Here is a 23,297-nt window from a genome sequence, read left to right as displayed (position 1 = left end):
AGCGGGGGGTCCCCCGCGGGTGCGTGGGGGCCGGGGGGCGCCCCCGGCCACCCCCCCCCCCCGCCCCGAACCATTCCCGCGGCGGATGTCCCGGGGCCGCGCCATCCGTAGCGTGGAAGCATGATCACCGCAGAAGGGCTCGTCAAGCGCTATGGCGCGAAGACGGCCGTCAACGACATCAGTTTCACCGTCCGCCCAGGGCAGGTCACCGGATTCCTCGGGCCGAACGGCGCCGGCAAGTCCACCACGATGCGCATGATCGTCGGCCTCGACCGGCCGAGCGCCGGCAGCGTGACCGTCAACGGCAAGCCCTACGCCGCACACCGTGCCCCCCTGCACGAGGTCGGGGCACTGCTCGACGCCAAGGCCGTGCACACCGGTCGGAGCGCCTACAACCACCTCCTCGCGATGGCCGCGACGCACGGCATCGGGGCGAGCCGCGTGCGCGAGGTCATCGAGCTCACGGGCCTCGAATCCGTCGCCCGCAAGCGCGTCGGCGGCTTCTCTCTCGGCATGGGCCAGCGGCTCGGTATCGCCGCCGCGATGCTCGGCGACCCCGCGACGCTCATCCTCGACGAACCGGTCAACGGGCTCGACCCCGAAGGGGTGCTGTGGGTTCGGCAGTTCGTGCGCCACCTCGCATCCGAGGGCCGCACGATCTTCCTCTCCTCGCACCTCATGAGCGAGATGGCGCTCACCGCCGACCACCTCATCGTGCTCGGTCGCGGCGAGATCATCGCCGACGCACCAGTCGGCGACATCATCGCCGGCGGCACGCGTTCCCGCGTGCTCGTCCGTTCCCCTCATGCCTCGCAGCTCGCGGAGCTGCTCGCGGCCCCCGAGGTCGCGGTGATCCGCTCCGAGGCCGGCGTGCTCGAGGTGACCGGTCTCCAGGCGGCCGGCATCGGCGACCTCGCCGCCCAGCACGGGCTCGCCATCCACGAACTCACCCCGCTGACCGCGTCGCTGGAGGAGGCCTACATGGCCCTCACCTCCGACGCCGTCGAATACCGTACGGAGGCCGTCCGATGACCACGCTCGCCCCGCAGCTGGCACACCCGTCCCAGCGCGCACGCTCGACGTCGCTGACCTTCGGCGGAGTGCTCCGTTCCGAGTGGATCAAGCTCCGGAGCCTCCGCTCGACCGCCTGGTCGTACCTCATCGTGATCGCGATCTCGCTCGGCATGGCGTTGGTCATGTCGCTGAGCATGGTCGGCGGCATGGACGGCGGCCTCGACGTCGGCACGGCTCCGGCCGATCAGCAGGCGCAGTTCGTGCTGCAGGCGTCAGTGTTCGGCGTCTACTTCGGCCAACTCGTCGCCGGCGTGCTCGGCGTGCTGGTGATCAGCGGCGAGTACTCGACGGGCATGATCCGGTCGACGCTCACGGCTGTCCCCAAGCGCCTCCCGGCGCTCGCGGCGAAGGCCGTCGTGCTGTTCGTCGCGACCTTCGTCGTCGGCCTCGTCGCGAACCTGCTCGCCTTCCTCGTCTCCTCCGTGATCTTCGCGGGCATCGACGTGTCGGCGAGCATCACCGACCCCGCGGTCTTCCTCCCGCTCCTCGGCGGTGCGCTCTACCTCGCGCTCGTGTCGGTCTTCGCCCTCGGCGTCGGCACGATGCTCCGCAGCAGCGCGGGCGGCATCGCCGCGGTGCTCGGGCTCATCCTCCTGCTGCCGACGGTGCTGGCGATGATCCCCGCCGAGTGGGCCCAGGACCTCATCCCGTACCTGCTCTCGACCTCGGGCATGAACATGTTCACGTCGACGACCGCCGGGCCGTCGGGCGACGCCCTCGGCGTCTGGCTGAACCTGCTGATCGTGCTCGGCTGGGTCACGGCATCCGTCGCCGGCGCCGCGGTCCTGCTGAAACGACGCGACGCGTAGAGTCACGTCCATGACGGAAGCACCGCTCTCCCCCGGCTACCCGGCTTCGGTGGTCGGGGGAGAACTGCGTCTGCCGAAGCCGCCCGGGGTGGTGCGCCAGTTCTGGGCCCGGCATCCGTGGCTCTCGGATTCGCTGATCGCCGGCCTGTACTTCGTGCCGACGTTCATCGGGTCGCTCGTGCTCGGGTTCGGTCCCGAGCAACCGCCGCTCTGGATCACCGTCGCGCAGCTCGTCGCCATCGCCGTCGCGGGCGCCGCGATCCTGCTGCTCCGCCGCCGGCGGCCCTGGCTCCTCCTGATCGTCTCGTGGAGCGTCTGCCTCGTCGTCTACCCGTTCGGCTCGACCGACGTGCTCCCGATGCTGCTCGGCCTCTACGCGCTGGCCGTCTACGGCTCGACGCGGTCGGCCTGGATCGGCTTCGCGGGCTCCGTCGCGGTGGCCACTGCCTCGTCGTACATCGCGGTCTGGGCGCACGCCGGCGGCACCGTGGCGCCGTTCGGCGCCGACGCCCCGGCCTCGGCGACCCAGTTCACGGTCCTGCTCCTGATCGCGACCCTCATCGGCGTGACCGTCGGCAACCGGCGCCGCTACCTCAACGCCCTCATCGCCCGCGCCCATGACCTCGCCCGCGAGCGCGACCGCCAGGCGCAGCTCGCGACCGCGCTCGAGCGTTCGCGGATCGCCCGGGAGATGCACGACATCGTCTCGCACAGCCTGACGGTGATGGTCACGCTCGCCGACGGCTCGTCGGCGACCGCCGGCCGCGACCCCGAGCGCGCCTCCGAGGCGATGCGCCTCGTCGCCGAGACGGGCCGCTCGGCACTCGTCGACATGCGGCGGATGCTCGGCGTGCTCGCCGAGCCGGCCTCCGACTCCCAGCCGCTCGCACCGCAACCGGACGCCGCCGCCCTGCCCGCGCTCGTGGAGAGCTTCCGCGTCGCGGGGCTCCCCGTGCAGTTGACGACGATCGGCTCGACGATATCGGACCCGAACCTCCAGCTGACCGTGTACCGCATCGTGCAGGAGGGCCTCACGAACGCCCTCCGCCATGCCACCGGCGCCCACAGCGTCGTCGTCGGCGTCGAACTCCACGACGACGTCGTGCGGGTCGACATCGTCGACGACGCGCCGGCCGGTTCCCGGCCCGCGATCTCGGACGACGGCCACGGGCTCGTCGGCATGCGCGAGCGGGTCGCGCTGTACGGCGGCACGCTCGAGGCCGGACCCGGCGCCGTGCGCGGCTGGCGCCTGCACGCCGAACTCCGCGCGCACGACGACCCTGCCGCGGCATCCCCCGGCACCACGCCCACCCCTTCGGGAGAGGATCCCGCATGAGCTCCGACCCGGCCCGGATCCGCATCGCGATCGCCGACGACCAGTCCCTCGTCAGGACGGGCCTCCGGATGGTCCTCGAGGCCGAGGCCGACCTCGACGTGGTCGGCGAGGCGGCCGACGGGCGCGCGGCCGTCGCCCTCGTCGACTCGCTCGCGGTCGACGTGATCCTCATGGACGTGCGCATGCCCGGGGTCGACGGCATCGCGGCGACCGAGGCGATCGTGCGCGGCGCCCGACCGACGCGCGTGCTCGTGCTGACGACGTTCGACCTCGACGAGTACGCGTTCGCGGCCATCCGCGCCGGGGCGAGCGGGTTCCTCCTGAAGGACTCCCGGCCCACCGACCTCGTCGGCGCGATCCGCACGGTGCACGCCGGCGAGGCGGCCCTCGCGCCGCGGGTCACCCGCCGCATGATCGAGCTCTTCGCCGACGAGCTCCCCGGCACGCGTGCCGTCGAGGCGCCGGGACTGTCCTCGCTCACGGCACGGGAGCGCGAGATCCTCATCGCCGTCGCCGAGGGCCGGAGCAACACCGAGATCGCCGCGGACTTCTACCTCTCCGAATCGACGGTGAAGACCCACGTCGGCCGGGTGCTCCTCAAGCTGGGCGCCCGCGACCGCGTACAGCTGGTGATCTACGCGTACGAACACGGCCTGCTGCCGACGTCCGGCGCATCCTGACTCAGTAGGCTGGCCTGTCGAGAACCCTACGGAGGCCCTGCACATGCCCGCTGCCGATCTGACCCGCATCGAAGCCGAGGAGCGCGCGGCGATCGTCGCCGACGTATCGTACGAGGTCGACCTCGACCTGTCGGGCGACGGTGAGTCCTTCGCCTCCTCGAGCCTCGTGCGCTTCCGCGCGACCCCGGGCGCAGCCACCTTCATCGAGGCGACCACGAGCGCGGTGCACGAGATCACGTTGAACGGTCGCGCGCTCGATCCGGCCGCGGCATCCGACGGCCGACGCATCCGACTCGACGGCCTAGAGGACGAGAACGAGCTGCGCGTCGTCAGCACCAACGCGTACTCGAACACGGGCGAGGGACTGCACCGGTTCGTCGACCCGGTCGACGACGCCGTCTACCTCTACACGGAGTTCGCGGTCGCCGAGGCCAACCGGGTGTACGCCGTGTTCGACCAGCCCGACCTGAAGGCCTCCGTTCGGCTGACGATCACGGCCCCCGCCCACTGGGTCGTGCTGAGCAACGCACCCACGCCCGAGGCGGTCCCGTCGCCGGCGACCCCGGATGCCGCGGTGTGGGCGTTCGAGACCGGTCCCGAGATCTCCAGCTACATCGTCGCGATCGTGGCGGGCGCTTACGCGCAGTGGCACGGCTCCGCGACCAGCGCCGACGGACGGGAGGTCCCGCTCGGGGTGTTCACCAGGGCGTCGCTCGCCCGGTACGCCGAACCGGAGGTCATGTTCGAGACCGTGCAGGCCGGTCTCGCGTTCTACGAGCAGGCGTTCGGCGTGCCGTACCCGTTCGGCAAGTACGACCAGATCTTCGTTCCCGAGTACAACTGGGGCGCCATGGAGAACGTCGGCGCCGTCACGTTCAACGAGAACTACGTCTTCCGCTCGCGGGTCTCGGACGCGCGCCGCGAGCAGCGTGCGATCGTCATCCTGCACGAGCTCTCGCACATGTGGTTCGGCGACTCCGTGACCATGCGCTGGTGGAACGACCTCTGGTTGAACGAGTCGTTCGCCACCTGGGCCTCGACGCTCGCGACGTCGCAGGTCACCGAGTTCACGGGCGTCTGGGCGACCTTCGCGAGCGATGAGAAGACCCACGCAGCCGAACAGGACCAGCTCCCCTCGACCCACCCCATCGTGGCTCCCATCGAGTCCCTCGGCGACGTCGAGGTCAACTTCGACGCCATCACGTACGACAAGGGCGCCTCGGTGCTGAAGCAGCTCGTCGCGTGGGTCGGGCTCGACGCCTTCCAGCGCGGCGTCGGTGCGTACCTCAGCGCGAATGCCGGCGGCAACGCGACCCTCCGCGACCTCCTCGACGAACTCGAACGCGCGAGCGGCCGCGACCTCACCGGGTGGTCGCGCCTCTGGCTCGAGACCGCGGGCGTGAACACGCTCCGCGCCGTCATCGAGGCGGATGCCGCGGGCACGATCACCTCGGCCGTCATCGAGCAGTCGGCAACACCGACGCATCCGACGCTGCGACCGCACCGCATCGCGATCGGCGCCTACGCGAGCGATGCATCCGGTGCACTCGTGCGCACGCATCGGATCGAGATCGACGTCGACGGCGCCTCGACCGCCGTACCCGAACTCGTCGGCCTCCCCCGCCCCGACCTGCTGCTCGTCAACGACGACGACCTCACGTACGCCAAGGTGCGCCTCGACGAGCGGTCGTTCTCGACCGCATCGGAGCGCCTCGGCGATCTCGCCGATCCGGTCGCCCGCGCCGTCGTCCTCGGCTCCGCCTGGGACGCCGTGCGCGATGCCGAACTGTCCGCGAGCGCCTTCGTGCGGCTGGTCCTCGGCAACATCGGCCGCGAGAGCACGTCCTCCGCCCGCGGCCTCGCCCTCACGCGCCTCGAGACGGCGCTCGAACGCTACCTCGCCGATGAGCATCGCGAACGGGTCGCGGCCGAGGCCGGCGACGGCGTGTGGGCGCTCGTCGAGCTCGCCGAGGCCGGGTCCGACACGCAGCTGCAGTTCGTGAAGGCGTTCACCCGGCTCGCGAGTTCGCAGGCGCACGCCGACGTGCTCGGCAACCTCCTCGACGGCTCGATCCGGCTCGACGGGCTCGAGATCGACCTCGACCTGCGCTGGGAGATCGTCGTTGCGCGAGCGGCCCTGCTCGCGGCATCCGACGACGAGGTCGTGGTCGACGAGATCGCGGCCGCCCTCGCCGTCGACGACACCGCGAAGGGGCGCCGCCTCGCCGAGACCGCCCGTGCCGCCCGGCCCGACCAGGCCGTGAAGGATGCCGCGTGGCAGCGCGTCGCGACCGATGCGACGCTGTCGAACGACGTCGCGCGCGCCGTCGCCGACGGGTGGCGCCGCACCTCCGATCCGGCACTGCTCGCCTCCAGCGTCGACGACTACTTCGCGATCCTGCAGCAGGTCTGGGCGTCGCGCGGCTTCACGATGGCCTCGCTCATCGTGAAGTTGCTGTTCCCGGCGCCGCTCGTGACCGCCGAACTCGCGGATGCTGCGCGGCGCTGGCTCACGGCGAACCCGGCGCCGGCCCCGCTGCACCGGCTCGTCTCGGAGCAGCTCGACGAGCTCGAACGCTCGCTCCGGGCGCGCCGGTGCGACGCGGAGTCGCTCGGCTGACTCCCACGCGAGCCTCAGTAGACTCGCTTCGATGTTCGACCCGACACCTGCCCGAACCCGATTCGACGCCCGAGCGGAGGCGACCCCATGACCGATCTCTGGACGAACTTCGTCGAATGGTGGAACCTCACCTGGCCCGACTTCGTCGGGACGATGTTCAGCGTCGTCGTGATCGTCGGCGTCGCGCTGCTCGTGCGCTGGGTGCTGCTCAGCGTCATCGACCGCGTGGTCGACCAGATCGTCTCGGGCGTGAAGCGCAAGCAGGACGTCACCGACACCCAGGCGCTCCAAGCCTCGCCGCTCGCCGCGGTGCGCGTGGTGCAGCGCACGCGCACCCTCGGCTCGGTCTTCCGCAACGTCATCAACGTCACGCTGTTCATCATCACGACGCTGCTCGTCGTGAACGCGATCAACTCCGAGGTCCTCAGCTCGTTCGCGCTGCTGTCGGCCGCGATCGGCGCCGGCCTCGGCTTCGGCGCGCAGAACATCGTGAAGGACGCGCTGAACGGCATCTTCATGGTCATCGAGGATCAGCTCGGCGTCGGCGACGTCGTCGACCTCGGCCCCGCGACCGGCATCGTCGAGGAGGTGCAGATCCGCATCACCAAGGTGCGCGACGTCAACGGCACCCTCTGGTTCGTCCGCAACGGCGAGATCCTGCGCGTCGGCAACATGTCGCAGGGCTGGGCGCGCGTCATCGTCGACCTCGCCGTGCCGTACGAAGCCGAGGTCGAGGCCGTCGAGGCCGAACTGCTGAAGACGGCCAATGAGCTCGCCCACTCGACGAAGTGGCGCTCGCGCGTGCTGGAGCGCCCCGAGATCTGGGGCCTCGAGTCCATCTCCGACGACGCCATGGTGCTGCGGGTCGTCATGAAGGTGCGCACCTCCTCGAAGGACGACGTCGCGCGCGAACTGCGGGTGCGGCTCAAGCACACCGTCGACGGCATGGGACTGCGGCTGCCGAGCCTCGGGTCCGTCGTGCTCGCCGGGTTCGAGGGCGCGACGCGCGTGCGCGGCGCGAAGCCGCCCAAGACCGCCCCGAGCGCCGTCCTCTCGAACGAGGGAGCGAAGGCGGCCACCGCGAAGGCCAAGGCCAAGCGGGGGCTGCGTGCCAAGTCCGCCCCACCGTCGCCGGTGGACCCGACGACCGACCGACCGGACTCCGGAGGAGCGAGATGACCGACGACACGACGACGCCCGCCCCGTCGGCACCCGACGCGGTCGCGCCGACGCCGGGGCTCCCCGTCTCGGCCGTGCCGCCGGCATCCGTCCCCCTCCGCGGCAGCGAGCACGGATCGGCGCTCGGTGCCTCCTTCTACGAGACCGTGGGCGGCCGGCCGACGTTCGAGCGGCTCGTGCACGAGTTCTACCGGGGCGTCGCCGATGATCCGGTGCTCCGCCCCATGTACCCCGAGGAGGACCTCGGCCCCGCCGAGGAGCGTCTCCTGCTCTTCCTCGAGCAGTACTGGGGCGGCCCCGGCACCTACAGCGAGCAGCGCGGCCACCCGCGACTGCGCATGCGCCACGCCGGGTTCAAGGTCAACCCCGACGCCCGCGACCGCTGGCTCGCGCACATGCGCACCGCGGTGGACTCGCTCGACCTGCCGCCGCTCGCCGAGGAGACTCTGTGGGATTATCTTCAGCGTGCGGCGTTCGCGATGGTGAACACGTTCGAGGAGTGACCCGGCTCCCGACGACCCGATCCGCACACGAGTGAGACGAAGGAGTCCCCGTGCCCGCATCCCCCAGCGTGCGTCCCGAACCCGCTGCGATCATCGTCGGGGCCGGCTTGTCCGGTCTCGTCGCCGCGGCTGAACTCGTCGACGCGGGAAAGCGCGTCCTGATCCTCGATCAGGAGCCCGCGGCGAGCCTCGGCGGCCAGGCGCACTGGTCGTTCGGCGGACTGTTCCTCATCGACTCGCCCGAACAGCGCCGCATGGGGGTCAAAGACTCCCTCGACCTCGCAAGGCAGGACTGGGACGGCACCGCCGGATTCGATCGCGACGAAGACGAGTGGGGCCGCAGGTGGGCCGAGGCGTACCTCGACTTCGCGGCCGGGGAGAAGCGCGCGTGGCTGCACGAAAAGGGCGTCAGGTTCTTCCCGATCGTCGGCTGGGCCGAACGAGGCGGCTACAACGCCATCGGGCACGGCAACTCGGTGCCGCGCTTCCACATCACGTGGGGCACGGGGCCGGGCGTCCTCGCACCGTTCATCGCGCGCGTGAAGTCGGGCGAGGCCGCGGGCCTCGTCGAATTCCGCCACCGGCACCGGGTCGACGAGCTCATCGTCGACGACGGCGCGGTCGTCGGCGTGCGCGGGTCGGTCCTCGCCCCCGACGACGCGGCGCGCGGCGAGTCGAGCAACCGCGACGTCATCGGCGACTTCGAGCTGCGCGCACCGGCCGTCGTCGTCTCCTCCGGCGGCATCGGCGGCAACCACGACCTCGTTCGCGCCTCCTGGCCCGAGCGGCTCGGCACCCCTCCAGAGCACATGCTCTCGGGCGTCCCGGCGCACGTCGACGGCCGCATGCTCGGCATCTCGGAGTCCGCCGGAGCGCGGCTGGTCAACGGCGATCGCATGTGGCACTACACCGAGGGCATCACGAACTGGGACCCGGTCTGGCCCATGCACGGCATCCGCATCCTCCCCGGTCCGTCCTCGCTCTGGTTCGACGCCGAGGGGCGACGGATGCCGGTCCCCCTGTTCCCCGGCTTCGACACGCTCGGCACGCTCGAGCACATCCAGACCACCGGGCACGAGCACACGTGGTTCGTGCTCACGCAGAAGATCATCGAGAAGGAGTTCGCGCTCTCGGGCAGCGAGCAGAACCCCGATCTCACGGGCAAGGACCTGAAGCTGCTCGCGGAGCGACTGGGCTCGGGTGCGACCGGGCCCGTCGAGGCGTTCAAGGAGCACGGCGTCGACTTCGTCGTCGCGGACACGCTCGAGGAGTTGCTCGCCGGCATGCGCGAGCTCTCCCCCGAGGCCGAGCTGGACACCGCGAACATCGAGCGGGAGATCATCGCCCGCGACCGCGAGGTCGAGAATGAGTTCTCCAAGGACCTGCAGCTGACGGCGGTCCGCGGCGCCCGCAAGTACCGCGGCGACAAGCTCATCCGGGTCGCGACCCCGCACCGCATCCTCGACCCGAAGGCCGGGCCGCTCATCGCGGTCAAGCTGCACATCCTCACGCGCAAGAGCCTCGGCGGCATCCAGACCGACCTCGAGTCGCGCGCGCTCGGCACCGACGGCACGCCCGTGCCCGGCCTCTACGCGGTCGGCGAGGCCGCAGGCTTCGGCGGCGGCGGCGTCCACGGGTATCGTGCGCTCGAGGGGACCTTCCTCGGCGGATGCCTCTTCACCGGCCGCGCGGCCGGAAGGGCGATCGCCCGCACGGCGTCGGCCGGCTAGCCTCTCCGCCGGCCGATGGGCGCGCCGGTCCGGGGCCGTTCGGCGGTCCCGGCCGCGGCCGACGCGCTTCGGCCGCGGCCGACTACGCCTTCAGCGTCCAGGGCTTGCGGCGCACGAGCACGTGCCCGCGGCGGGAGCTGAGCCTCGTCCAGGGGCCGGTCTCGAACAGGCGCACCGGATCGTCGCCGAGGAAGCCGAGGCTGAACGCGGCGAAGGCCGCACCGGTCGGCACGTACTCGACGCCTTCGACGCCGCGCCCCCACACCTCCGAGCGCACCCGCTGCACGAGCTGCTCGCCGGTGCCGGCCGGGATCGCCCCGGCGACCTCGTCGATGCCGGCGCGGGCCGCGGCCTCCAGCGTCGCGGCATCGGTCTCGCCGAGCGGACGCCAGCCGCCGCGGGGCGGCGAGATGCCCGCCCAGGTGACGGTGTTGACCTCGGGCGGACGCGACATGGAGACCGGGCGCGACTCGTCGTCTTCACCGACCTCGCCGCGGGCCCGGACGATGCGCTCGACGAGCGAGCGCATGGGCACGACGGAATCGAAGTCCTCGGTGTCCTCGAGGGCGAAGGTGCGCAGCCCGAGTACGGTCGGGCTCTCGTCGAGGATGCCGCGGGGATACAGGATCGCCGTGTACACCGCGAGGATGCCCGAGCCGGCGATGAGTCGTACCGACCCGTCTTCGACCCGGCCCGCGCGTTGCAGGTAGGTGTGCAGATCGCCGAGCGAAAGGCTGTCGGCAAGCGTGATTTGAGAGACCATCTGCTGTCTAAACTACCAATTGCGCGGCCGCGTGCGGTTCGATCGCGCTCGCCGGCCCTCGCAGCCCGCCCCCGAGCGATTTCGGAGAGAACATGAACGGACCCATCGACGGCCTGTTGAGCACGCTGCGGCTGACCGACACCGGCGCTCGCACGAACGAGGACATCTTCACGGGCCCCTCCCAGTGGATGCCGTTGGGCCGGGTCTTCGGCGGCCAGGTGCTGGCGCAGTCGCTCATCGCGGCCATGCACACGGTCGACGACGAGCGGGTGCTGCACTCGATGCACGGCTACTTCCTGCGCCCGGGCGACGTCGACCACCCGATCACGTTCTCGGTCGACCGTCTCCACGACGGCCGCTCCTTCTCGACGAGGCGAACGCACGCCTACCAGAAGGGCGAGCCGATCCTCTCGCTCATCGCCTCGTTCCAGACCGCAGACGAGGGCGTCGAGCACCAGCTCGACATGCCGAGCGACCTTCCCGATCCCGAGTCGCTGCCCTCGACGGCCGACCTCATCGGGCACCTCGACCACGCGATGGCCCAGTTCTGGGCGAACGCGCGGGCATTCGACGTCCGGCACGTCCCCTCGCCCATCTACCTGAGCGTCGAGGGCGATCGCGTGCCCCGCCAGGCGGTCTGGATGCGGGCGGTCGGCCGCCTGCCCGACGACCCCAAGCAACACCGCGCGGCGCTCGCGTACGCGAGCGACTACTCGATCCTCGAGCCCGTCCTCCGGGCTCACGGCGTGCCGTGGGCGACTCGCGGCCTGCGCGTCGCCAGTCTCGATCACGCGATGTGGTGGCATCGTGACGCCCGTGTCGACGAGTGGCTGCTCTACGTCCAGGAGTCGCCCGCGGCCCAAGGCGGTCGGGGCCTCGCCATCGGGCGCATCTACACGCGCGACGGCCTGCTCGTGGCGAGCGTCGCCCAAGAGGGCATGGTCCGCGTCCCCGCTCCGTGAGTCGAACCGCCCCTGAAGTCTGAGTGCTTGCCGTGTGGTGCTCGCGCGCGGTGGCGCATCCGTTCGACAATGGCCGAACGGCGCGAGTGCGCCGCGTTCCTCGAGCGAAAGCGAGCAGAGCGATGCCGGATGCCGCAGAACCCACCAGGCGCGCAGTACTGACCCTCGGTTCGACGGGGGTGGTCGGCGGCGCACTCTTCCTCGCCGGGTGCGCACCCGCAGACACCTCGGACGGATCGTCGGGTTCCTCGACGCCGTCGAGCTCCGCCCCCGAACCCACGCTCGAGTCACCGGCCGAGACGGGCGGCGCCGACGAGCCCGCCACCGGCGAAGACCTCGGCGCGCTCGCCGACGTCCCCGTCGGCGGGAGCATCGACGCCGAGATCGCCGGCGAACCGGCCCTCATCGCGCAGCCCACGGCGGGCCAGGTCGTCGCGTTCAGCGCCATCTGCACCCATCAGGGGTGCGTCGTGGCGGCCGCGGGAGCCGAGTTCGACTGCCCGTGCCACGGTTCCAAGTACGATGCGGCGACCGGTGCCGTGCTCAACGGACCCGCGATCGATCCGTTGAGCCCGATCTCCGTCGCCGTCTCCGGGGACCGCATCGTCGCGGCTTCCTGACGTGTCCGAGGTCGACTACTCGTTCCAGGGGCTGCCGCTGCACGTGCTGCTCGTGCATGTGGTCCTGATCGCCGTGCCGGTCGTCGCCCTGCTCCTCGTCGTGCTCGCAGCATGGCCTGCGGCGCGACGCGTGCTGTGGATTCCGGCACTCGCCGCCTCGATCCTCCTCGTCCCGCTCGGCCTCGTCACCGTCGAGGCCGGCCGATGGCTCGAGGCGCGCGTGCCGGCCGCGCCGCTCATCCAGGCGCACACCGCCAAGGGCGAGGACATCGTGCCGTGGCTGTGGGCGGTGGCGTCGATGGGCGTCCTGGTCGCGGCGTGGCAGGTGACGTGCTCGATCCTGCGCCGACGTTCGCCGGATCCGGACACGGTGTCGCCGCCCCGCTCGCTCGCGATCGGCGTCGGGGTGGTGCTCACCCTCGCCGCGGCCGCCGTCGCCGTGGGATCGATCTGGACCGTGGTGCAGATCGGCGAGTCGGGCAGCCGGGCCGTCTGGGAGGGCTCGTTCAGCGACACGCCGCTCGAACGCTGAACGACCGCCGCCTTCAGCGACGGCGGAACGAGAGCGGCGCCTCCAGGTAGGGCGTCCATGCCTCGCGTTCGACATCGGTGATGCGACGGGGCTTGCCGGATGCGGCGTCGACGAGCACGATCGTCGTCGACGCGCGCGTGTGGAGCACGCGCGGCGTGACGCCGTCGGGCGAGAACACCTCGTACGAGACGTCGATGCTCGCGCCACCCAGGTGCCCGATCCAGAGTTCGACGTCGAGCGGCTGCCGCTGGTACGGGATCGGTGCGAGGTACTCGACCTCCTGCCGCGCGATGAGGGTCAGCGTGCTCGACCCGGGCGTGGCGTCGATCACGGCGGTCGACGCGCCCACGGCGTGCTCGGCCGTCTCGTCGCTCATCCAGAACGCCTGGATGCGAGCCTCTTCGAGCAGGCTCAGCATCCGGGCGTTGTTGACGTGCCCGTACGCGTCGAGGTCGGACCATCGAAGCGGTGTGGGAACGTGGAGCCGCACGGCTAGTCCCTGGTGAGCTTGCGGTACGCCGAACGATGCGGCTTGGCGGCGTCGGGTCCGAGCCGCTCGACCTTGTTCGCCTCGTACGACTCGAAGTTGCCTTCGAACCAGTGCCAGTACGACGGGTTCTCCTCGGTGCCCTCGTAGGCGAGGATGTGCGTCGCGATGCGGTCGAGGAACCACCGGTCGTGGGTGATCACGACGGCGCAGCCGGGGAACTCGAGCAGCGCGTTCTCGAGGCTCGACAGCGTCTCGACGTCGAGGTCGTTCGTCGGTTCGTCGAGGAGCAGGAGGTTGCCGCCCTGCTTGAGCGTGAGCGCGAGGTTCAGCCGGTTGCGCTCACCGCCCGAGAGGATGCCGGCGCGCTTCTGCTGGTCGGGGCCCTTGAACCCGAAGGTCGAGACGTAGGCGCGGCTCGGCACCTCGGTCTTGCCGACCTGGATGTAGTCGAGGCCGTCGGAGACGACCTCCCAGAGCGTCTTGTTCGGGTCGATGCCGCCACGCGTCTGGTCGACGTAGGAGATCTTGACCGTCTCGCCGATCTTGACGTCGCCGCCGTCGCGAGGCTCGAGCCCCACGATGGTCTTGAAGAGCGTGGTCTTGCCGACGCCGTTCGGGCCGATGATGCCGACGATGCCGTTGCGGGGCAGCGTGAAGCTGAGCCCGTCGATGAGCGTGCGGTCGCCGAAGCCCTTCTTCAGGTTCTTCACCTCGAGCACGATGTCGCCGAGACGCGGACCCGCGGGGATCTGGATCTCCTCGAAGTCGAGCTTGCGCGTGCGCTCCGCCTCGGTCGCCATCTCCTCGTAGCGTGCGAGTCGGGCCTTGGACTTGGCCTGTCGCCCCTTCGCGTTGGAGCGGACCCAGTCGAGCTCCTCGGAGAGACGCTTCGCGAGCTTGGCGTCCTTCTTGCCCTGGACGGTGAGGCGCTCCTGCTTCTTCTCGAGGTACGTCGAGTAGTTGCCCTCGTAGGGGTAGAGACGACCGCGGTCGACCTCGCAGATCCATTCGGCGACGTGGTCGAGGAAGTACCGGTCGTGGGTGACCGCGAGCACGGCGCCGGGGTACTTGGCGAGGTGCTGCTCGAGCCAGAGCACGCTCTCGGCGTCGAGGTGGTTGGTGGGCTCGTCGAGCAGCAGCAGGTCGGGCTTCTGCAGCAGCAGCTTGCAGAGCGCGACGCGGCGCTTCTCACCGCCGGAGAGTACGGAGATCTGCTCGTCGCCCGGCGGGCATCGCAGTGCGTCCATCGCTTGTTCGAGCTGGGAGTCGAGGTCCCACGCGTCGGCGGCGTCGATGGCCTCCTGCAGCGTGCCCATCTCGGCGAGCAGTGCGTCGAAGTCGGCGTCGGGCTCGGCCATGGCGAGTGAGATCTCGTTGAACCGATCGATCTTCGCCTTGATCGGGCCGACGCCCTCCTGCACGTTCTCGAGCACCGTCTTGGTCTCATCGAGCACGGGCTCCTGCATCAGGATGCCGACCGAGTAGCCGGGCGTGAGCTTCGCGTCGCCGTTGGAGGGCTGGTCGAGTCCGGCCATGATCTTCAGGATCGTGGATTTTCCGGCCCCGTTCGGGCCAACGACGCCGATCTTGGCTCCGGGGAGGAACGCCATCGTGACGTCGTCGAGAATGACCTTGTCGCCGACCGCTTTGCGGGCGCGCACCATCGAGTAAATGTAATCCGCCATGTCGCCTACCAGTCTATGGGTCGGGTCTGCCCGAGAAGACAGCCCCCGGTTCCGAGTGCGGGCTGGACCTCGCCGTGATAGCCCCCGGACTTCGGTCCGTACTGCCCGACGAGGCACTCGTGGTTGAACAGCACGGCGAACTGCACGGAGTCCGCGGGCTCGCCCTGAGTCGTCTCGTCGGCGGTGACCTGCATCGCCGCCTTGTCGAATCCGGCAGCGACGAGCGCATCGACGAAGTCGCGCCCGCCGGCACTCGCGTTCGCCGCGACGACGCCCTGGCCGACCTGGTCGAAGTAGGCCAGGTTGTCGGCGGCGGGCAGGTCGGGGTGCAGGCCCACCGGGGCGGTCGTCGCCTGATCGCTCGGTTTCGGCCGCGACGAGGTCGCCGGCGTCGTCGGGTCGGGCGACGGATTCAGCAGCGAGCAACCGCCCAGCAGCACGACGGACAGCGCGGCCCCGGCGATCGCCAGGGCCGCGGAAGTGCAGCTGTGTCGTGCCATGAGACCCCCGCCCGAGCGCTCCGGATGCGCTTCGAAGCGAGTCTAGGCGCAGGCCGGCGGACCTCGAGGATCAGAACGGGACGTGGGCGGGTTCGCGCCCGAACTCGGCCTCGGCGTCGGAATCGTCGTGGTCGAAGCCGTCGTCGGGGTCGGTGCCCGTCGAGCCGTCGACCGGCTCGCCCTCGACCTCGCCGAACGGCGGGAGCGAGGAGGACGCGCCGTCGACGCCGAGCGCCGTCGCCCATGCCATCGGGACGGCGTCCGCGGTGACCGGGCCCGTCGTGGCTTCCGACGGCCCCTCGACCGGGGTGCTCGGACCGTTCTTCGTCAGCGAGGTCGTGGCCCAGTTCAGGTCGTGCCCGACCGAGTCGGCGTCGATCTCGATGGCGGTGCCGCTCTTCTCACCGCTCTCCCACGCGCGAAGGCGAAGTCGCCCGTGCACGACGACGCGGTCGCCGCGCCTGATCGACACCGCGGCGTTCTTCGCGAGCTGGCGGAACGTCGAGACGGTGTACCAGTTGGTCTCGCCGTTCTCCCAGGTGCCCTTCGCCCGGTCGAAGAACCGCCGCGTCGAGGCCAGCCGGAACGAGGTGATCGGCAGGCCCTGGTTGGTCACGTGCACGCGCGGGTCGCCTCCGACGACGCCGATCACCGTGATGTTGTCGGTCATGTCTACTCCAATGCTCGGTGTGATCGCCGCCGAGACCCGGCGGCCGCGGCATCCGGAACCGTCGTGCCGAATCGGGCCCGGATGCCGCGTGTGCCAAGCCTCGTCGGATCGGATCCGGCCCGGACCGTCGTGGCGGGATCCGTGGAACCGCGACCGCGCCCGACACCGGTTGAGGACGGGTGGCACCGGCGGTCGCGGCATGCACCGCGTCGGCGCACCGCCCTAGAGTGATCGCATGAGCTACGAGGCGAACCCGGCACGATACGACACGATGCGTTACAACCGAGTGGGCCGGAGCGGGCTCAAGCTCCCCGCCCTCTCGCTCGGGCTCTGGCACAACTTCGGCCACGACCGGCCGTGGGAGACCCAGCGCGCCATCGTGCGGCGGGCCTTCGACCTCGGCATCACCCACTTCGACCTGGCCAACAACTACGGTCCGCCCTACGGCAGCGCCGAGGAGAACTTCGGGCGCATCCTCGAGGCCGACCTCCGTCCGTACCGCGACGAGATCATCGTCTCCTCCAAGGCCGGATACGACATGTGGCCGGGCCCCTACGGCGACTTCGGTTCGCGCAAGTACCTGCTGTCGTCGCTCGACCAGAGCCTCGGCCGACTCGGACTCGAGTACGTCGACATCTTCTACTCGCACCGGCCCGACCCCGAGACACCCATCGAGGAGACCATGGGCGCGCTGGCGAGCGCCGTCCGACAGGGCAAGGCGCTCTACGTCGGCATCTCCAACTACACGCCCGAGCAGACGATCGCCGCCGCGGCCGCACTGGCCGCCGAGGGCGTGCCGCTGCTGATCCACCAGCCCCGGTACTCCATGTTCGATCGGCACATCGAGGACGGGCTGTTCCCGGCACTCGAGGAGGTCGGCGCCGCGAGCATCGTCTTCTCCCCGCTCGCGCAGGGCCTGCTCACCGATCGCTACCTCACCGGCGAGATCCCGTCCGACTCCCGGGCGGCGACCAGCCGCTTCCTCTCCCCCGACCGCATCAGCGACGAGTACCTCACGCGCATCCGCGGGCTCGCCGAGATCGCCGAGTCGCGCGGGCAGAGCATCGCCCAGCTCGCGCTGTCGTGGGTGCTCCGAGAGCGCCTCGTCGCCAGCGCGATCATCGGCGCGTCGAGCGTCGCCCAGCTCGAGCAGAACGTCGCCGCACTCGATGCGGAGCCGCTGAGCACCGACGAGATCGCCCGCATCGAGCCCTTCGCCGCGCACGGCACCGTCCTCGGCTGAGTCTTCGGGCACGCCGCGAGGGTTGGCTCGCGGCGTGCGATCCGGAGGGTACTGTGCGGGTCATGCAGTGGTGGAACGATCTCATCTCCTGGCTGACCTCCGACGAGGCGCAGTCGACCCTCTTCACGGGCGCGGTGCTCTTCGTCGCGGTGCTCGCCGCGGGATTGCTCGCCGCGTGGATCGCGAGCGCCGCCGTGCGACGGGTCGTCGACCAGCGCGACCGCGAGGTCAAGACGGCCGCGATCGCAGCGCTCATCGACGCCGCGACCGAGGCATCCGTCTGGAATTCCCTCACGCCGCAGGAGCAGGTGCTCGCCGACCGCACCGTCGGCCAGGCGGACATCCAGGTGCGGCTGCTGCCCATCCGCGGTTCGGATGTCGCGGCGAACTGGGCGGCGCACCAGCTGCACGAGCTCAAGCGGGCGTCGGCCACCTTCGGCTACCAGCTCGACCCGGCCGTCGTCGAGTTCCGCGATCGCATGCTGGACTGGCAGCGGCACCCGTCGCGGGCGCGCAAGCAGTTCCAGAACGACCTGGTGCGGTGGCGCACCCAGCGCCAGGAGCCCGAGCAGGCCGCCATCGAGGAGCAGGACGCCTGGGTGGCCGAACAGCACCACGAGCGCTACCGCTCGGCGACCGAGATCGCACCGAACGCGACGCCGACCACCGCGCCGACGCCCACGCAGGCCTACACCGAGCCCCTCGCGCAGTCCGACGAGGCCCGCGCTTGAGCTGAGACCCCTCGAACGTCGAAGCCCCCGTCCGATCGGACGGGGGCTTCGACGTTCGGTGCGCGGGGTGGGGCGACGCGCGTCAGCGCCACCAGTCGTCGAACATCGACACGGGCACCGCGCGCTTGTGCCGCGTCTGCAGGAACCTCGCCTCGATGCGCTCCGCGATGGCGTCGTCGATCGACTCCCCCTCGAGGAACGCGTCGATGTCGGCGTACGAGAGCCCGAGGTTCGCCTCGTCCGCCTGGCCGGGGTCGCCGTCGAGCAGGTCGGCGGTCGGGACCTTGAGGGAGAGGCGCTCGGGGGCGCCCAGGTGCTGCAGCAGCGCCCGGCCCTGGCGCTTCGTGAGGCCGGTCAACGGCAGCACGTCGGCGCCGCCGTCGCCGAACTTCGTGAAGAACCCGGTCACCGCCTCGGCGGCGTGGTCGGTGCCGACCACGAGCAGGCCGTGCTCGCCGGCCAGGGCGTACTGCGCGACCATGCGCATGCGCGCCTTGACGTTGCCCTTGCCGAAGTCGCTGATCGGCACCCCGGCGGCATCCGCGAACTCCTCGCTGAGGCCGTCGACGCCGCGCTTGATGTTGAACTCGACCCGCTCCTGCGGATCGATGAATCCCAGCGCGAGGTCGGCGTCGTCGGCGTCGTGCTGCACCCCGTACGGCAACCGGACCGCGATGAACCGCGACGGATGCCCCTCGGACTCGAGCTCGGCGACGGCCAGCCGGCAGAGGCGCCCGGCGAGGGACGAGTCCTGTCCGCCGGAGATGCCGAGCACGAGGCCGGCGGCACCGGTGGCGAGGAGGTAGTCCTTCAGGAAGTCGACGCGCGATCGCACCTCGGCGGCGGGATCGATGGCCGACGTGACGTTGAGTTCGGCGATGATGCTCGCCTGCAGGTCTCGCATGCCACGACGATACCGCTCGCGTGTTTCGTCGCGGCTACGCGTCGACCGACCGACCGTTGCCGCCCTTGGATAGCATCGGGCAGGCGCGCCGCACGCGCACGGTCTGGAGTTGACGTGGAGATCTCGATCGGCACGATGGTGCTCATCCCCCTGATCGCGGTGGCGGCCCCGCTCCTGGTCCGCGGAATCGGACATTGGGTCGCCGTGCCGCTGGTGGTGTTCGAGATCCTCCTCGGCATCCTTCTCGGGCCCGATGTGCTGGGCTGGATCGCACCGGACGCGTTCGTCGACCTGTTGTCCGAGCTCGGCCTCGCGATGCTCTTCTTCCTGGCCGGCAACGAGGTCGACTTCCGCGCCATCCGCGGGCGCCCGATGAACCGCGCCGTGATCGGCTGGCTGATCTCGCTCGCCGCCGGATTCGGCATCGCCGTCGTCTTCGCGCCCGACATCCCCGCTGCGGCGATCATCGGCATCGCGCTGACCTCGACCGCGCTCGGGACCATCATGCCGATCCTCCGCGACTCCGGCGACCTCAAAACGCCGTTCGGCCTCGCCGTCGTCGCCCTCGGCGCCGTCGGCGAGTTCGGCCCGCTGGTCGCGATCTCCCTGTTCCTGAGCGGGCGGAATCCGAGTCTCGCGGCGGTGGTGCTGATCGCGTTCGTCGTGATCGCCGGCGTCGCCATCTACCTCGCCGCGAAGGGCCACGGCAAACGCCTGCACGTCGTGATCACGGCGACGATGCACACCAGCGGGCAGTTCGGCGTCCGCCTCGTCGTGCTCGCGCTCGTCTCGCTCGTGGCGCTGAGCCTCGTGCTCGACCTCGATATGCTGCTCGGCGCCTTCACCGCGGGCGTGCTGCTCAAGGTGATCCTCACGGGTGCACCGAAGCAGGACGTGGAGATGCTCGAGACGAAGGTCGAGGGCCTCGGCTACGGATTCCTCGTGCCGATCTTCTTCATCACCACCGGTGTCGAGTTCGACCTGAAGGCGCTCGCGGATCCGGCCACGCTCTCGCTCGTTCCGCTGTTCGTGCTGCTCCTCCTGCTCGTGCGCGGCGTTCCGTCACTCTTGTCCGCACCGGTCGGCGCCGATCGGCGGACCAAGCTCGCCATCGCACTCTTCGGCGCCACGGGCCTGCCGGTGATCGTCGCGGTGACGGCGATCGGCGTCGACGACGGCGCGCTCGGCACCGGAGTGGCGGCCGCACTCGTGGGCGCCGGCATGATCACCGTGCTCGTCTTCCCGCTGGTGGCGCTCGCGATCCGCAAGGGCGGGGCGGATGCCGCGGGCCGGCGTCACGATGACACCACCGACGTCCCGATCGAGGGGTGACGCCGCGAACCGGTAAGCTTGGCGGACCGGCCCCCGTAGCTCAGCGGATAGAGCAGCAGCCTTCTAATCTGACGGTCGCAGGTTCGATTCCTGCCGGGGGCACCATCGCAGGACACCGCTCGACCCGGGCCGCCTCGGCTCCGGAGCGCATCGGATGCCCCGTGCCGGGCGTCGCGGCATCGAGGCCATGTCGGAGCGCACCGGTAGACTCGCGGGCATGGCAACCGCGAGCGACCGACTGGTCTGGATCGACTGTGAGATGACCGGCCTCGACCTCGAGGTCGACGAACTCGTGGAGATCGCCGTCGTGATCACCGACTACGACCTCAACCCGATCGACGAGGGTCTGGACATCGTGATTCGTCCCGATGCCAGCGCGCTGGAGAACATGGGCGAGTTCGTGCGCGGCATGCACACGACGTCCGGGCTGATCGAGGAGATCCCCAACGGCGTGAGCGTCGCCGACGCCGAGTACCAGGTGCTCGAATACGTGCTGAAGCACGTTCCCGACGAGCAGAAGGCGCCGCTCGCCGGCAATTCCATCGGAACCGATCGCGCGTTCCTGGCCAAGTACATGCCGCGCCTCGACGGGCACCTGCACTACCGCAACGTCGACGTGTCCTCCATCAAGGAGCTCGCCCGTCGCTGGTACCCGCGCGCGTACTTCCAGTCGCCCGCCAAGAACGGCGGACACCGGGCCCTCGCCGACATCCTCGAGTCGATCCGAGAGCTGCAGTACTACCGCCGGGCGGTCTTCGTGGCCGACCCCGGACCCACGAGCGCCGAACTCCAGGAGATCGCGGCGACCGTCGTGAACGAGTTCGAGGCGAAGGTGTAGTAAGCTCTTCAAGTTGCCTGATCACCACGGTTGTCAGGCGCATGGTGGGTATAGCTCAGTTGGTAGAGCGCCTGGTTGTGGTCCAGGAGGTCGCGGGTTCAAGCCCCGTTACTCACCCCAAGACAGTTCGATACGAAGGTCCGCTCATCGATCGGGGTCATCCGTGCAACTCGATGCCGAAGCCTTCGAAGCCCTCGTGGTGGACGAACTCGACCAACTGCCCGACGAGATGATCGACGGCCTCGAGAACATCGTGTTCGTCGTCGAGGACCGCGCCGAAGACGGCTCGCTCGACCTTCTCGGTCTCTACGACGGGTTCGCGCTCACCGAGCGCGACCGCTACGGCATGGGCGAGATGCCCGACCGCATCATCCTGTACCGCGAGGCGCTGCTGGCGATCTGCGAAGACGAGGACGAGCTCCGGGATGAGATCCACGTGACGCTCGTGCACGAGATCGCCCACTTCTACGGCATCGACGACGACCGACTCCACGAGTTGGGCTGGGCGTGACGCGCTCGCGGTTACGCTGATCCCATGCGTTCCCCCGCCCGTATGATCGGCATCATCGTCGGTTCCTTCGTGATCCTCGGCCTCGGCCTCTATGCCCCCGCCATGCTGCTCGGCCCCCTGCCCGCGGTCTCGGTGCGAACCGACCCCGATGCGGCGGCGCTTCCCGAATCCGCGCCGATCACCCTGCCCGAGCAGGGCGCGAGCGCCCTCGTGCTCGCCGCGGCCGATGGCACCAGCACGCCGCTCGCGACGTCCGGCGCCACCGACGTCGTGCCCATGGGCGGGGCCGCCAAGCTCGTCACGCTGCTGGTGACGCTCGATTCACTGCCGCTGCCCGACGCGGCCGACGGCGAGGGCCCGAAGATCAAGATCGGGCCCGCGGACTACACCAACTACCTGAAGTACCTGGCCGAGGACACGCGCACCCTGCAGGTCTCCCCCGGCGACTCGTGGTCGGAGCGCGACGTGGTCCGCGCCATCCTGCTCACGTCGAGCAACAACCACGCCGACACGCTCGCCCGGTGGGCGTTCGGCGGCGTCGCACCGTACGCCGACGCCGCCAACGCCTGGCTCGAGGAGCACGGCTTCACCGCGACGCATGTCGCCGACGCGACCGGTCTCTCGGGCGAGAACGTCAGCACCGCGAGCGAGGTGGCGGCGCTGGCGTCACTGGCCCTTGCCGACCCGAGCCTCGCCGCGATCCTCGAGAACCCCGGGCAGGCGTCGCTCGGTGCGCACGCCGCCCCCGACCTCGTCGATCGCGTCTCCGACGACGGCGTCCGCGAGATGACCCGCGGGTACACCGATGAGGCCGGTCTCTCACTGGTCTTCACGACCGAACTGCCGGCCGACGGCACGTCGGGCGATGCCCAGCGGGTCGTCGGCGCCATGCTGACCATGCCCGACTACGAGACCCTCGACCCGGCGGTCGAGGCCACGGTCGCGTCCGCTTCGGCCGCGTCGGCGCCCGTGACGGTCATCGCCGAGGGCACGGCCTACGCCGAGGCCGAAGCGGCGTGGGGCGAGACGTCGGACGTCATCGCGACGGTCAGTCGTGAGGACGCCCCGTGGGGCGCCGAACTGGGCAAGGCCGAGGTGAAGGTGGAGCCCTTCAGCACGTCGTCCGACTCGCGCGACGTCGGTCGCGTCACCGTGTCGGCCGGCGACGACGAGGTCTCATCGCCGCTGCGGCTCACGAAGGCGATCAGCGACCCCGGCCCGATCTGGCGCCTGACGCATCCGTTCCCGGTCATCGGCGCGTTCATCCAGGCGCAGGGCGGCTGAGGCCTCGCTCGCCGGCGACAGCGCACCGACGTCGGTCAGTCGTTGTCGTCCTCATCGAACGCGACCGGGTCCGAGTCGCCCGCGTCGAACGCGAACCTCGCCCGCACTTCGCCGTCGAGCTCGCGCTGCCCGACCAGGTCGTACCAGAACACCGATTCGACGCCGTCGATCGCCGCGATGGCGGCCAGCCGGGCCTCGGGCCCGCCATCGACGAGCGAGCGATGCTCGACTTGGCCTTCGAGCGGACCATCGAGGTACTCGACGAGGTACTCGGTTGAGGATTCTTCGGCTGCCATGCACC

The 23,297-nt window shown here is 70.4% G+C and carries 24 protein-coding genes and 2 tRNA genes; 19 read left to right on the top strand and 7 right to left on the bottom strand.

All coding sequences use genetic code 11. The annotated features are described in order from the left end of the window. Window positions 1-120 precede the first annotated feature (120 nt). The 8 genes from ACR3IO_RS12655 (at window position 121) to ACR3IO_RS12620 (ending at window position 9,931) form a co-directional block, all read left to right on the top strand. The gene (locus ACR3IO_RS12655) at window positions 121-1,032 is read left to right on the top strand and encodes an ABC transporter ATP-binding protein (protein WP_434071556.1); all 912 of its coding nucleotides are present in this window, start codon (window positions 121-123) and stop codon (window positions 1,030-1,032) included. Next, complete coding sequence (locus tag ACR3IO_RS12650; RefSeq protein ID WP_434071555.1) at window positions 1,029-1,883, top strand: ABC transporter permease subunit; 855 nt, start codon at window positions 1,029-1,031, stop codon at window positions 1,881-1,883. The genes ACR3IO_RS12655 and ACR3IO_RS12650 overlap by 4 nt, the downstream gene beginning before the upstream one ends. Window positions 1,884-1,893: 10 nt before the next feature. Then, window positions 1,894-3,219: a sensor histidine kinase gene (locus ACR3IO_RS12645; protein ID WP_434071554.1), complete on the top strand. Its 1,326-nt coding sequence runs from the start codon at window positions 1,894-1,896 to the stop codon at window positions 3,217-3,219. Next, entirely contained in the window at window positions 3,216-3,899 is a 684-nt protein-coding gene (locus ACR3IO_RS12640) for a response regulator (RefSeq protein ID WP_434071553.1), read from the top strand. The genes ACR3IO_RS12645 and ACR3IO_RS12640 overlap by 4 nt, the downstream gene beginning before the upstream one ends. A gap of 43 nt (window positions 3,900-3,942) precedes the next feature. Beyond that, the gene (gene pepN / locus ACR3IO_RS12635) at window positions 3,943-6,519 is read left to right on the top strand and encodes an aminopeptidase N (protein ID WP_434071552.1); all 2,577 of its coding nucleotides are present in this window, start codon (window positions 3,943-3,945) and stop codon (window positions 6,517-6,519) included. A gap of 87 nt (window positions 6,520-6,606) precedes the next feature. Further along, entirely contained in the window at window positions 6,607-7,698 is a 1,092-nt protein-coding gene (locus tag ACR3IO_RS12630; protein WP_434071551.1) for a mechanosensitive ion channel family protein, read from the top strand. Further along, window positions 7,695-8,201, top strand: coding sequence for a globin (locus tag ACR3IO_RS12625; protein WP_434071550.1), 507 nt, complete (start codon window positions 7,695-7,697; stop codon window positions 8,199-8,201). Before ACR3IO_RS12630 ends, ACR3IO_RS12625 begins: the two co-directional genes overlap by 4 nt. Window positions 8,202-8,269: 68 nt before the next feature. After that, window positions 8,270-9,931, top strand: a complete 1,662-nt coding sequence (locus ACR3IO_RS12620; RefSeq protein ID WP_434071571.1) for an FAD-binding dehydrogenase — start codon at window positions 8,270-8,272, stop codon at window positions 9,929-9,931. Window positions 9,932-10,013: 82 nt separating this feature from the next. On the opposite strand, the gene ACR3IO_RS12615 is transcribed toward ACR3IO_RS12620, so the two are convergent. Continuing rightward, on the bottom strand, window positions 10,014-10,694 hold the full coding sequence (locus tag ACR3IO_RS12615; protein ID WP_434071549.1) for a hypothetical protein: 681 nt from the start codon (window positions 10,692-10,694) through the stop codon (window positions 10,014-10,016). A 92-nt stretch (window positions 10,695-10,786) separates the two neighbouring features. Between ACR3IO_RS12615 and ACR3IO_RS12610 the strand changes: the two genes are divergently transcribed. The 3 genes from ACR3IO_RS12610 (at window position 10,787) to ACR3IO_RS12600 (ending at window position 12,808) form a co-directional block, all read left to right on the top strand. Beyond that, window positions 10,787-11,656: an acyl-CoA thioesterase gene (locus ACR3IO_RS12610; RefSeq protein WP_434071548.1), complete on the top strand. Its 870-nt coding sequence runs from the start codon at window positions 10,787-10,789 to the stop codon at window positions 11,654-11,656. Between the two features lie 122 nt (window positions 11,657-11,778). Then, entirely contained in the window at window positions 11,779-12,276 is a 498-nt protein-coding gene (locus tag ACR3IO_RS12605) for a ubiquinol-cytochrome c reductase iron-sulfur subunit (RefSeq protein ID WP_434071547.1), read from the top strand. Window position 12,277: 1 nt separating this feature from the next. Next, window positions 12,278-12,808 carry a hypothetical protein gene (locus ACR3IO_RS12600; protein ID WP_434071546.1) on the top strand — a complete coding sequence of 177 codons (531 nt, stop codon included), beginning with the start codon at window positions 12,278-12,280 and terminating at the stop codon, window positions 12,806-12,808. A gap of 13 nt (window positions 12,809-12,821) precedes the next feature. Here ACR3IO_RS12600 and ACR3IO_RS12595 read toward each other — a convergent pair whose 3' ends face one another. From ACR3IO_RS12595 to ACR3IO_RS12580, 4 genes are all read right to left on the bottom strand, one after another. Then, window positions 12,822-13,298, bottom strand: coding sequence for an acyl-CoA thioesterase (locus ACR3IO_RS12595; RefSeq protein ID WP_434071545.1), 477 nt, complete (start codon window positions 13,296-13,298; stop codon window positions 12,822-12,824). A 2-nt stretch (window positions 13,299-13,300) separates the two neighbouring features. Next, on the bottom strand, window positions 13,301-14,983 hold the full coding sequence (ettA, locus tag ACR3IO_RS12590) for an energy-dependent translational throttle protein EttA (RefSeq protein WP_434071544.1): 1,683 nt from the start codon (window positions 14,981-14,983) through the stop codon (window positions 13,301-13,303). Window positions 14,984-14,988: 5 nt separating this feature from the next. Then, complete coding sequence (locus ACR3IO_RS12585; RefSeq protein ID WP_434071543.1) at window positions 14,989-15,483, bottom strand: DUF6993 domain-containing protein; 495 nt, start codon at window positions 15,481-15,483, stop codon at window positions 14,989-14,991. 70 nt (window positions 15,484-15,553) lie between these two features. Further along, window positions 15,554-16,153, bottom strand: coding sequence for a single-stranded DNA-binding protein (locus ACR3IO_RS12580; protein WP_434071542.1), 600 nt, complete (start codon window positions 16,151-16,153; stop codon window positions 15,554-15,556). Between the two features lie 235 nt (window positions 16,154-16,388). On the opposite strand from ACR3IO_RS12580, the gene ACR3IO_RS12575 reads away from it, so the two are divergent. Together ACR3IO_RS12575 and ACR3IO_RS12570 are read left to right on the top strand one after the other, a co-directional pair. After that, a complete protein-coding gene (locus ACR3IO_RS12575) occupies window positions 16,389-17,396 on the top strand; it encodes an aldo/keto reductase (protein ID WP_434071541.1) in 1,008 nt (335 codons plus the stop codon). Between the two features lie 62 nt (window positions 17,397-17,458). Next, on the top strand, window positions 17,459-18,127 hold the full coding sequence (locus ACR3IO_RS12570; protein ID WP_434071540.1) for a hypothetical protein: 669 nt from the start codon (window positions 17,459-17,461) through the stop codon (window positions 18,125-18,127). A gap of 82 nt (window positions 18,128-18,209) precedes the next feature. Here the strand turns inward: ACR3IO_RS12570 and nadE are convergent, their stop codons facing one another. Beyond that, on the bottom strand, window positions 18,210-19,031 hold the full coding sequence (gene nadE, locus ACR3IO_RS12565; RefSeq protein ID WP_434071539.1) for an ammonia-dependent NAD(+) synthetase: 822 nt from the start codon (window positions 19,029-19,031) through the stop codon (window positions 18,210-18,212). A gap of 114 nt (window positions 19,032-19,145) precedes the next feature. Between nadE and ACR3IO_RS12560 the strand changes: the two genes are divergently transcribed. From ACR3IO_RS12560 to ACR3IO_RS12535, 6 genes are all read left to right on the top strand, one after another. Next, entirely contained in the window at window positions 19,146-20,363 is a 1,218-nt protein-coding gene (locus tag ACR3IO_RS12560; protein ID WP_434071538.1) for a cation:proton antiporter, read from the top strand. Between the two features lie 29 nt (window positions 20,364-20,392). Next, a tRNA-Arg gene (locus tag ACR3IO_RS12555) sits at window positions 20,393-20,468 on the top strand. Window positions 20,469-20,580: 112 nt separating this feature from the next. After that, complete coding sequence (gene orn, locus ACR3IO_RS12550; protein ID WP_434071537.1) at window positions 20,581-21,201, top strand: oligoribonuclease; 621 nt, start codon at window positions 20,581-20,583, stop codon at window positions 21,199-21,201. A gap of 44 nt (window positions 21,202-21,245) precedes the next feature. Further along, window positions 21,246-21,321 (top strand) — tRNA-His (locus ACR3IO_RS12545). 43 nt (window positions 21,322-21,364) lie between these two features. After that, window positions 21,365-21,712 carry a metallopeptidase family protein gene (locus ACR3IO_RS12540; RefSeq protein ID WP_434071536.1) on the top strand — a complete coding sequence of 116 codons (348 nt, stop codon included), beginning with the start codon at window positions 21,365-21,367 and terminating at the stop codon, window positions 21,710-21,712. A 24-nt stretch (window positions 21,713-21,736) separates the two neighbouring features. After that, complete coding sequence (locus tag ACR3IO_RS12535; RefSeq protein ID WP_434071535.1) at window positions 21,737-22,996, top strand: hypothetical protein; 1,260 nt, start codon at window positions 21,737-21,739, stop codon at window positions 22,994-22,996. A 35-nt stretch (window positions 22,997-23,031) separates the two neighbouring features. Here the strand turns inward: ACR3IO_RS12535 and ACR3IO_RS12530 are convergent, their stop codons facing one another. Continuing rightward, a complete protein-coding gene (locus ACR3IO_RS12530) occupies window positions 23,032-23,292 on the bottom strand; it encodes a hypothetical protein (protein ID WP_434071534.1) in 261 nt (86 codons plus the stop codon). Window positions 23,293-23,297: the final 5 nt, after the last annotated feature.

Origin of the sequence: Agromyces sp. Marseille-Q5079, from assembly GCF_051016555.1 — a bacterium.
Lineage (GTDB): Bacteria > Actinomycetota > Actinomycetes > Actinomycetales > Microbacteriaceae > Agromyces.
The sequence above is the reverse complement of the archived record's forward strand: the minus strand, read 5'-3'. Positions and strand labels throughout refer to the sequence as shown.

Bases quoted from the DNA above. Each gene is read 5' to 3' on its own strand.
- nadE (WP_434071539.1), bottom strand. From the start codon at position 19,031: ATGCGAGACCTGCAGGCGAGCATCATCGCCGAACTCAACGTCACGTCG.
- orn (WP_434071537.1), top strand. From the start codon at position 20,581: ATGGCAACCGCGAGCGACCGACTGGTCTGGATCGACTGTGAGATGACC.
- ACR3IO_RS12530 (WP_434071534.1), bottom strand. From the start codon at position 23,292: ATGGCAGCCGAAGAATCCTCAACCGAGTACCTCGTCGAGTACCTCGAT.
- ACR3IO_RS12625 (WP_434071550.1), top strand. From the start codon at position 7,695: ATGACCGACGACACGACGACGCCCGCCCCGTCGGCACCCGACGCGGTC.
- ACR3IO_RS12630 (WP_434071551.1), top strand. From the start codon at position 6,607: ATGACCGATCTCTGGACGAACTTCGTCGAATGGTGGAACCTCACCTGG.
- ACR3IO_RS12580 (WP_434071542.1), bottom strand. From the start codon at position 16,153: ATGACCGACAACATCACGGTGATCGGCGTCGTCGGAGGCGACCCGCGC.
- ACR3IO_RS12570 (WP_434071540.1), top strand. From the start codon at position 17,459: ATGCAGTGGTGGAACGATCTCATCTCCTGGCTGACCTCCGACGAGGCG.
- ACR3IO_RS12645 (WP_434071554.1), top strand. From the start codon at position 1,894: ATGACGGAAGCACCGCTCTCCCCCGGCTACCCGGCTTCGGTGGTCGGG.
- ACR3IO_RS12650 (WP_434071555.1), top strand. From the start codon at position 1,029: ATGACCACGCTCGCCCCGCAGCTGGCACACCCGTCCCAGCGCGCACGC.
- ACR3IO_RS12575 (WP_434071541.1), top strand. From the start codon at position 16,389: ATGAGCTACGAGGCGAACCCGGCACGATACGACACGATGCGTTACAAC.
- ettA (WP_434071544.1), bottom strand. From the start codon at position 14,983: ATGGCGGATTACATTTACTCGATGGTGCGCGCCCGCAAAGCGGTCGGC.
- ACR3IO_RS12655 (WP_434071556.1), top strand. From the start codon at position 121: ATGATCACCGCAGAAGGGCTCGTCAAGCGCTATGGCGCGAAGACGGCC.
- ACR3IO_RS12615 (WP_434071549.1), bottom strand. From the start codon at position 10,694: ATGGTCTCTCAAATCACGCTTGCCGACAGCCTTTCGCTCGGCGATCTG.
- ACR3IO_RS12610 (WP_434071548.1), top strand. From the start codon at position 10,787: ATGAACGGACCCATCGACGGCCTGTTGAGCACGCTGCGGCTGACCGAC.
- ACR3IO_RS12585 (WP_434071543.1), bottom strand. From the start codon at position 15,483: ATGGCACGACACAGCTGCACTTCCGCGGCCCTGGCGATCGCCGGGGCC.
- ACR3IO_RS12640 (WP_434071553.1), top strand. From the start codon at position 3,216: ATGAGCTCCGACCCGGCCCGGATCCGCATCGCGATCGCCGACGACCAG.
- pepN (WP_434071552.1), top strand. From the start codon at position 3,943: ATGCCCGCTGCCGATCTGACCCGCATCGAAGCCGAGGAGCGCGCGGCG.
- ACR3IO_RS12605 (WP_434071547.1), top strand. From the start codon at position 11,779: ATGCCGGATGCCGCAGAACCCACCAGGCGCGCAGTACTGACCCTCGGT.
- ACR3IO_RS12535 (WP_434071535.1), top strand. From the start codon at position 21,737: ATGCGTTCCCCCGCCCGTATGATCGGCATCATCGTCGGTTCCTTCGTG.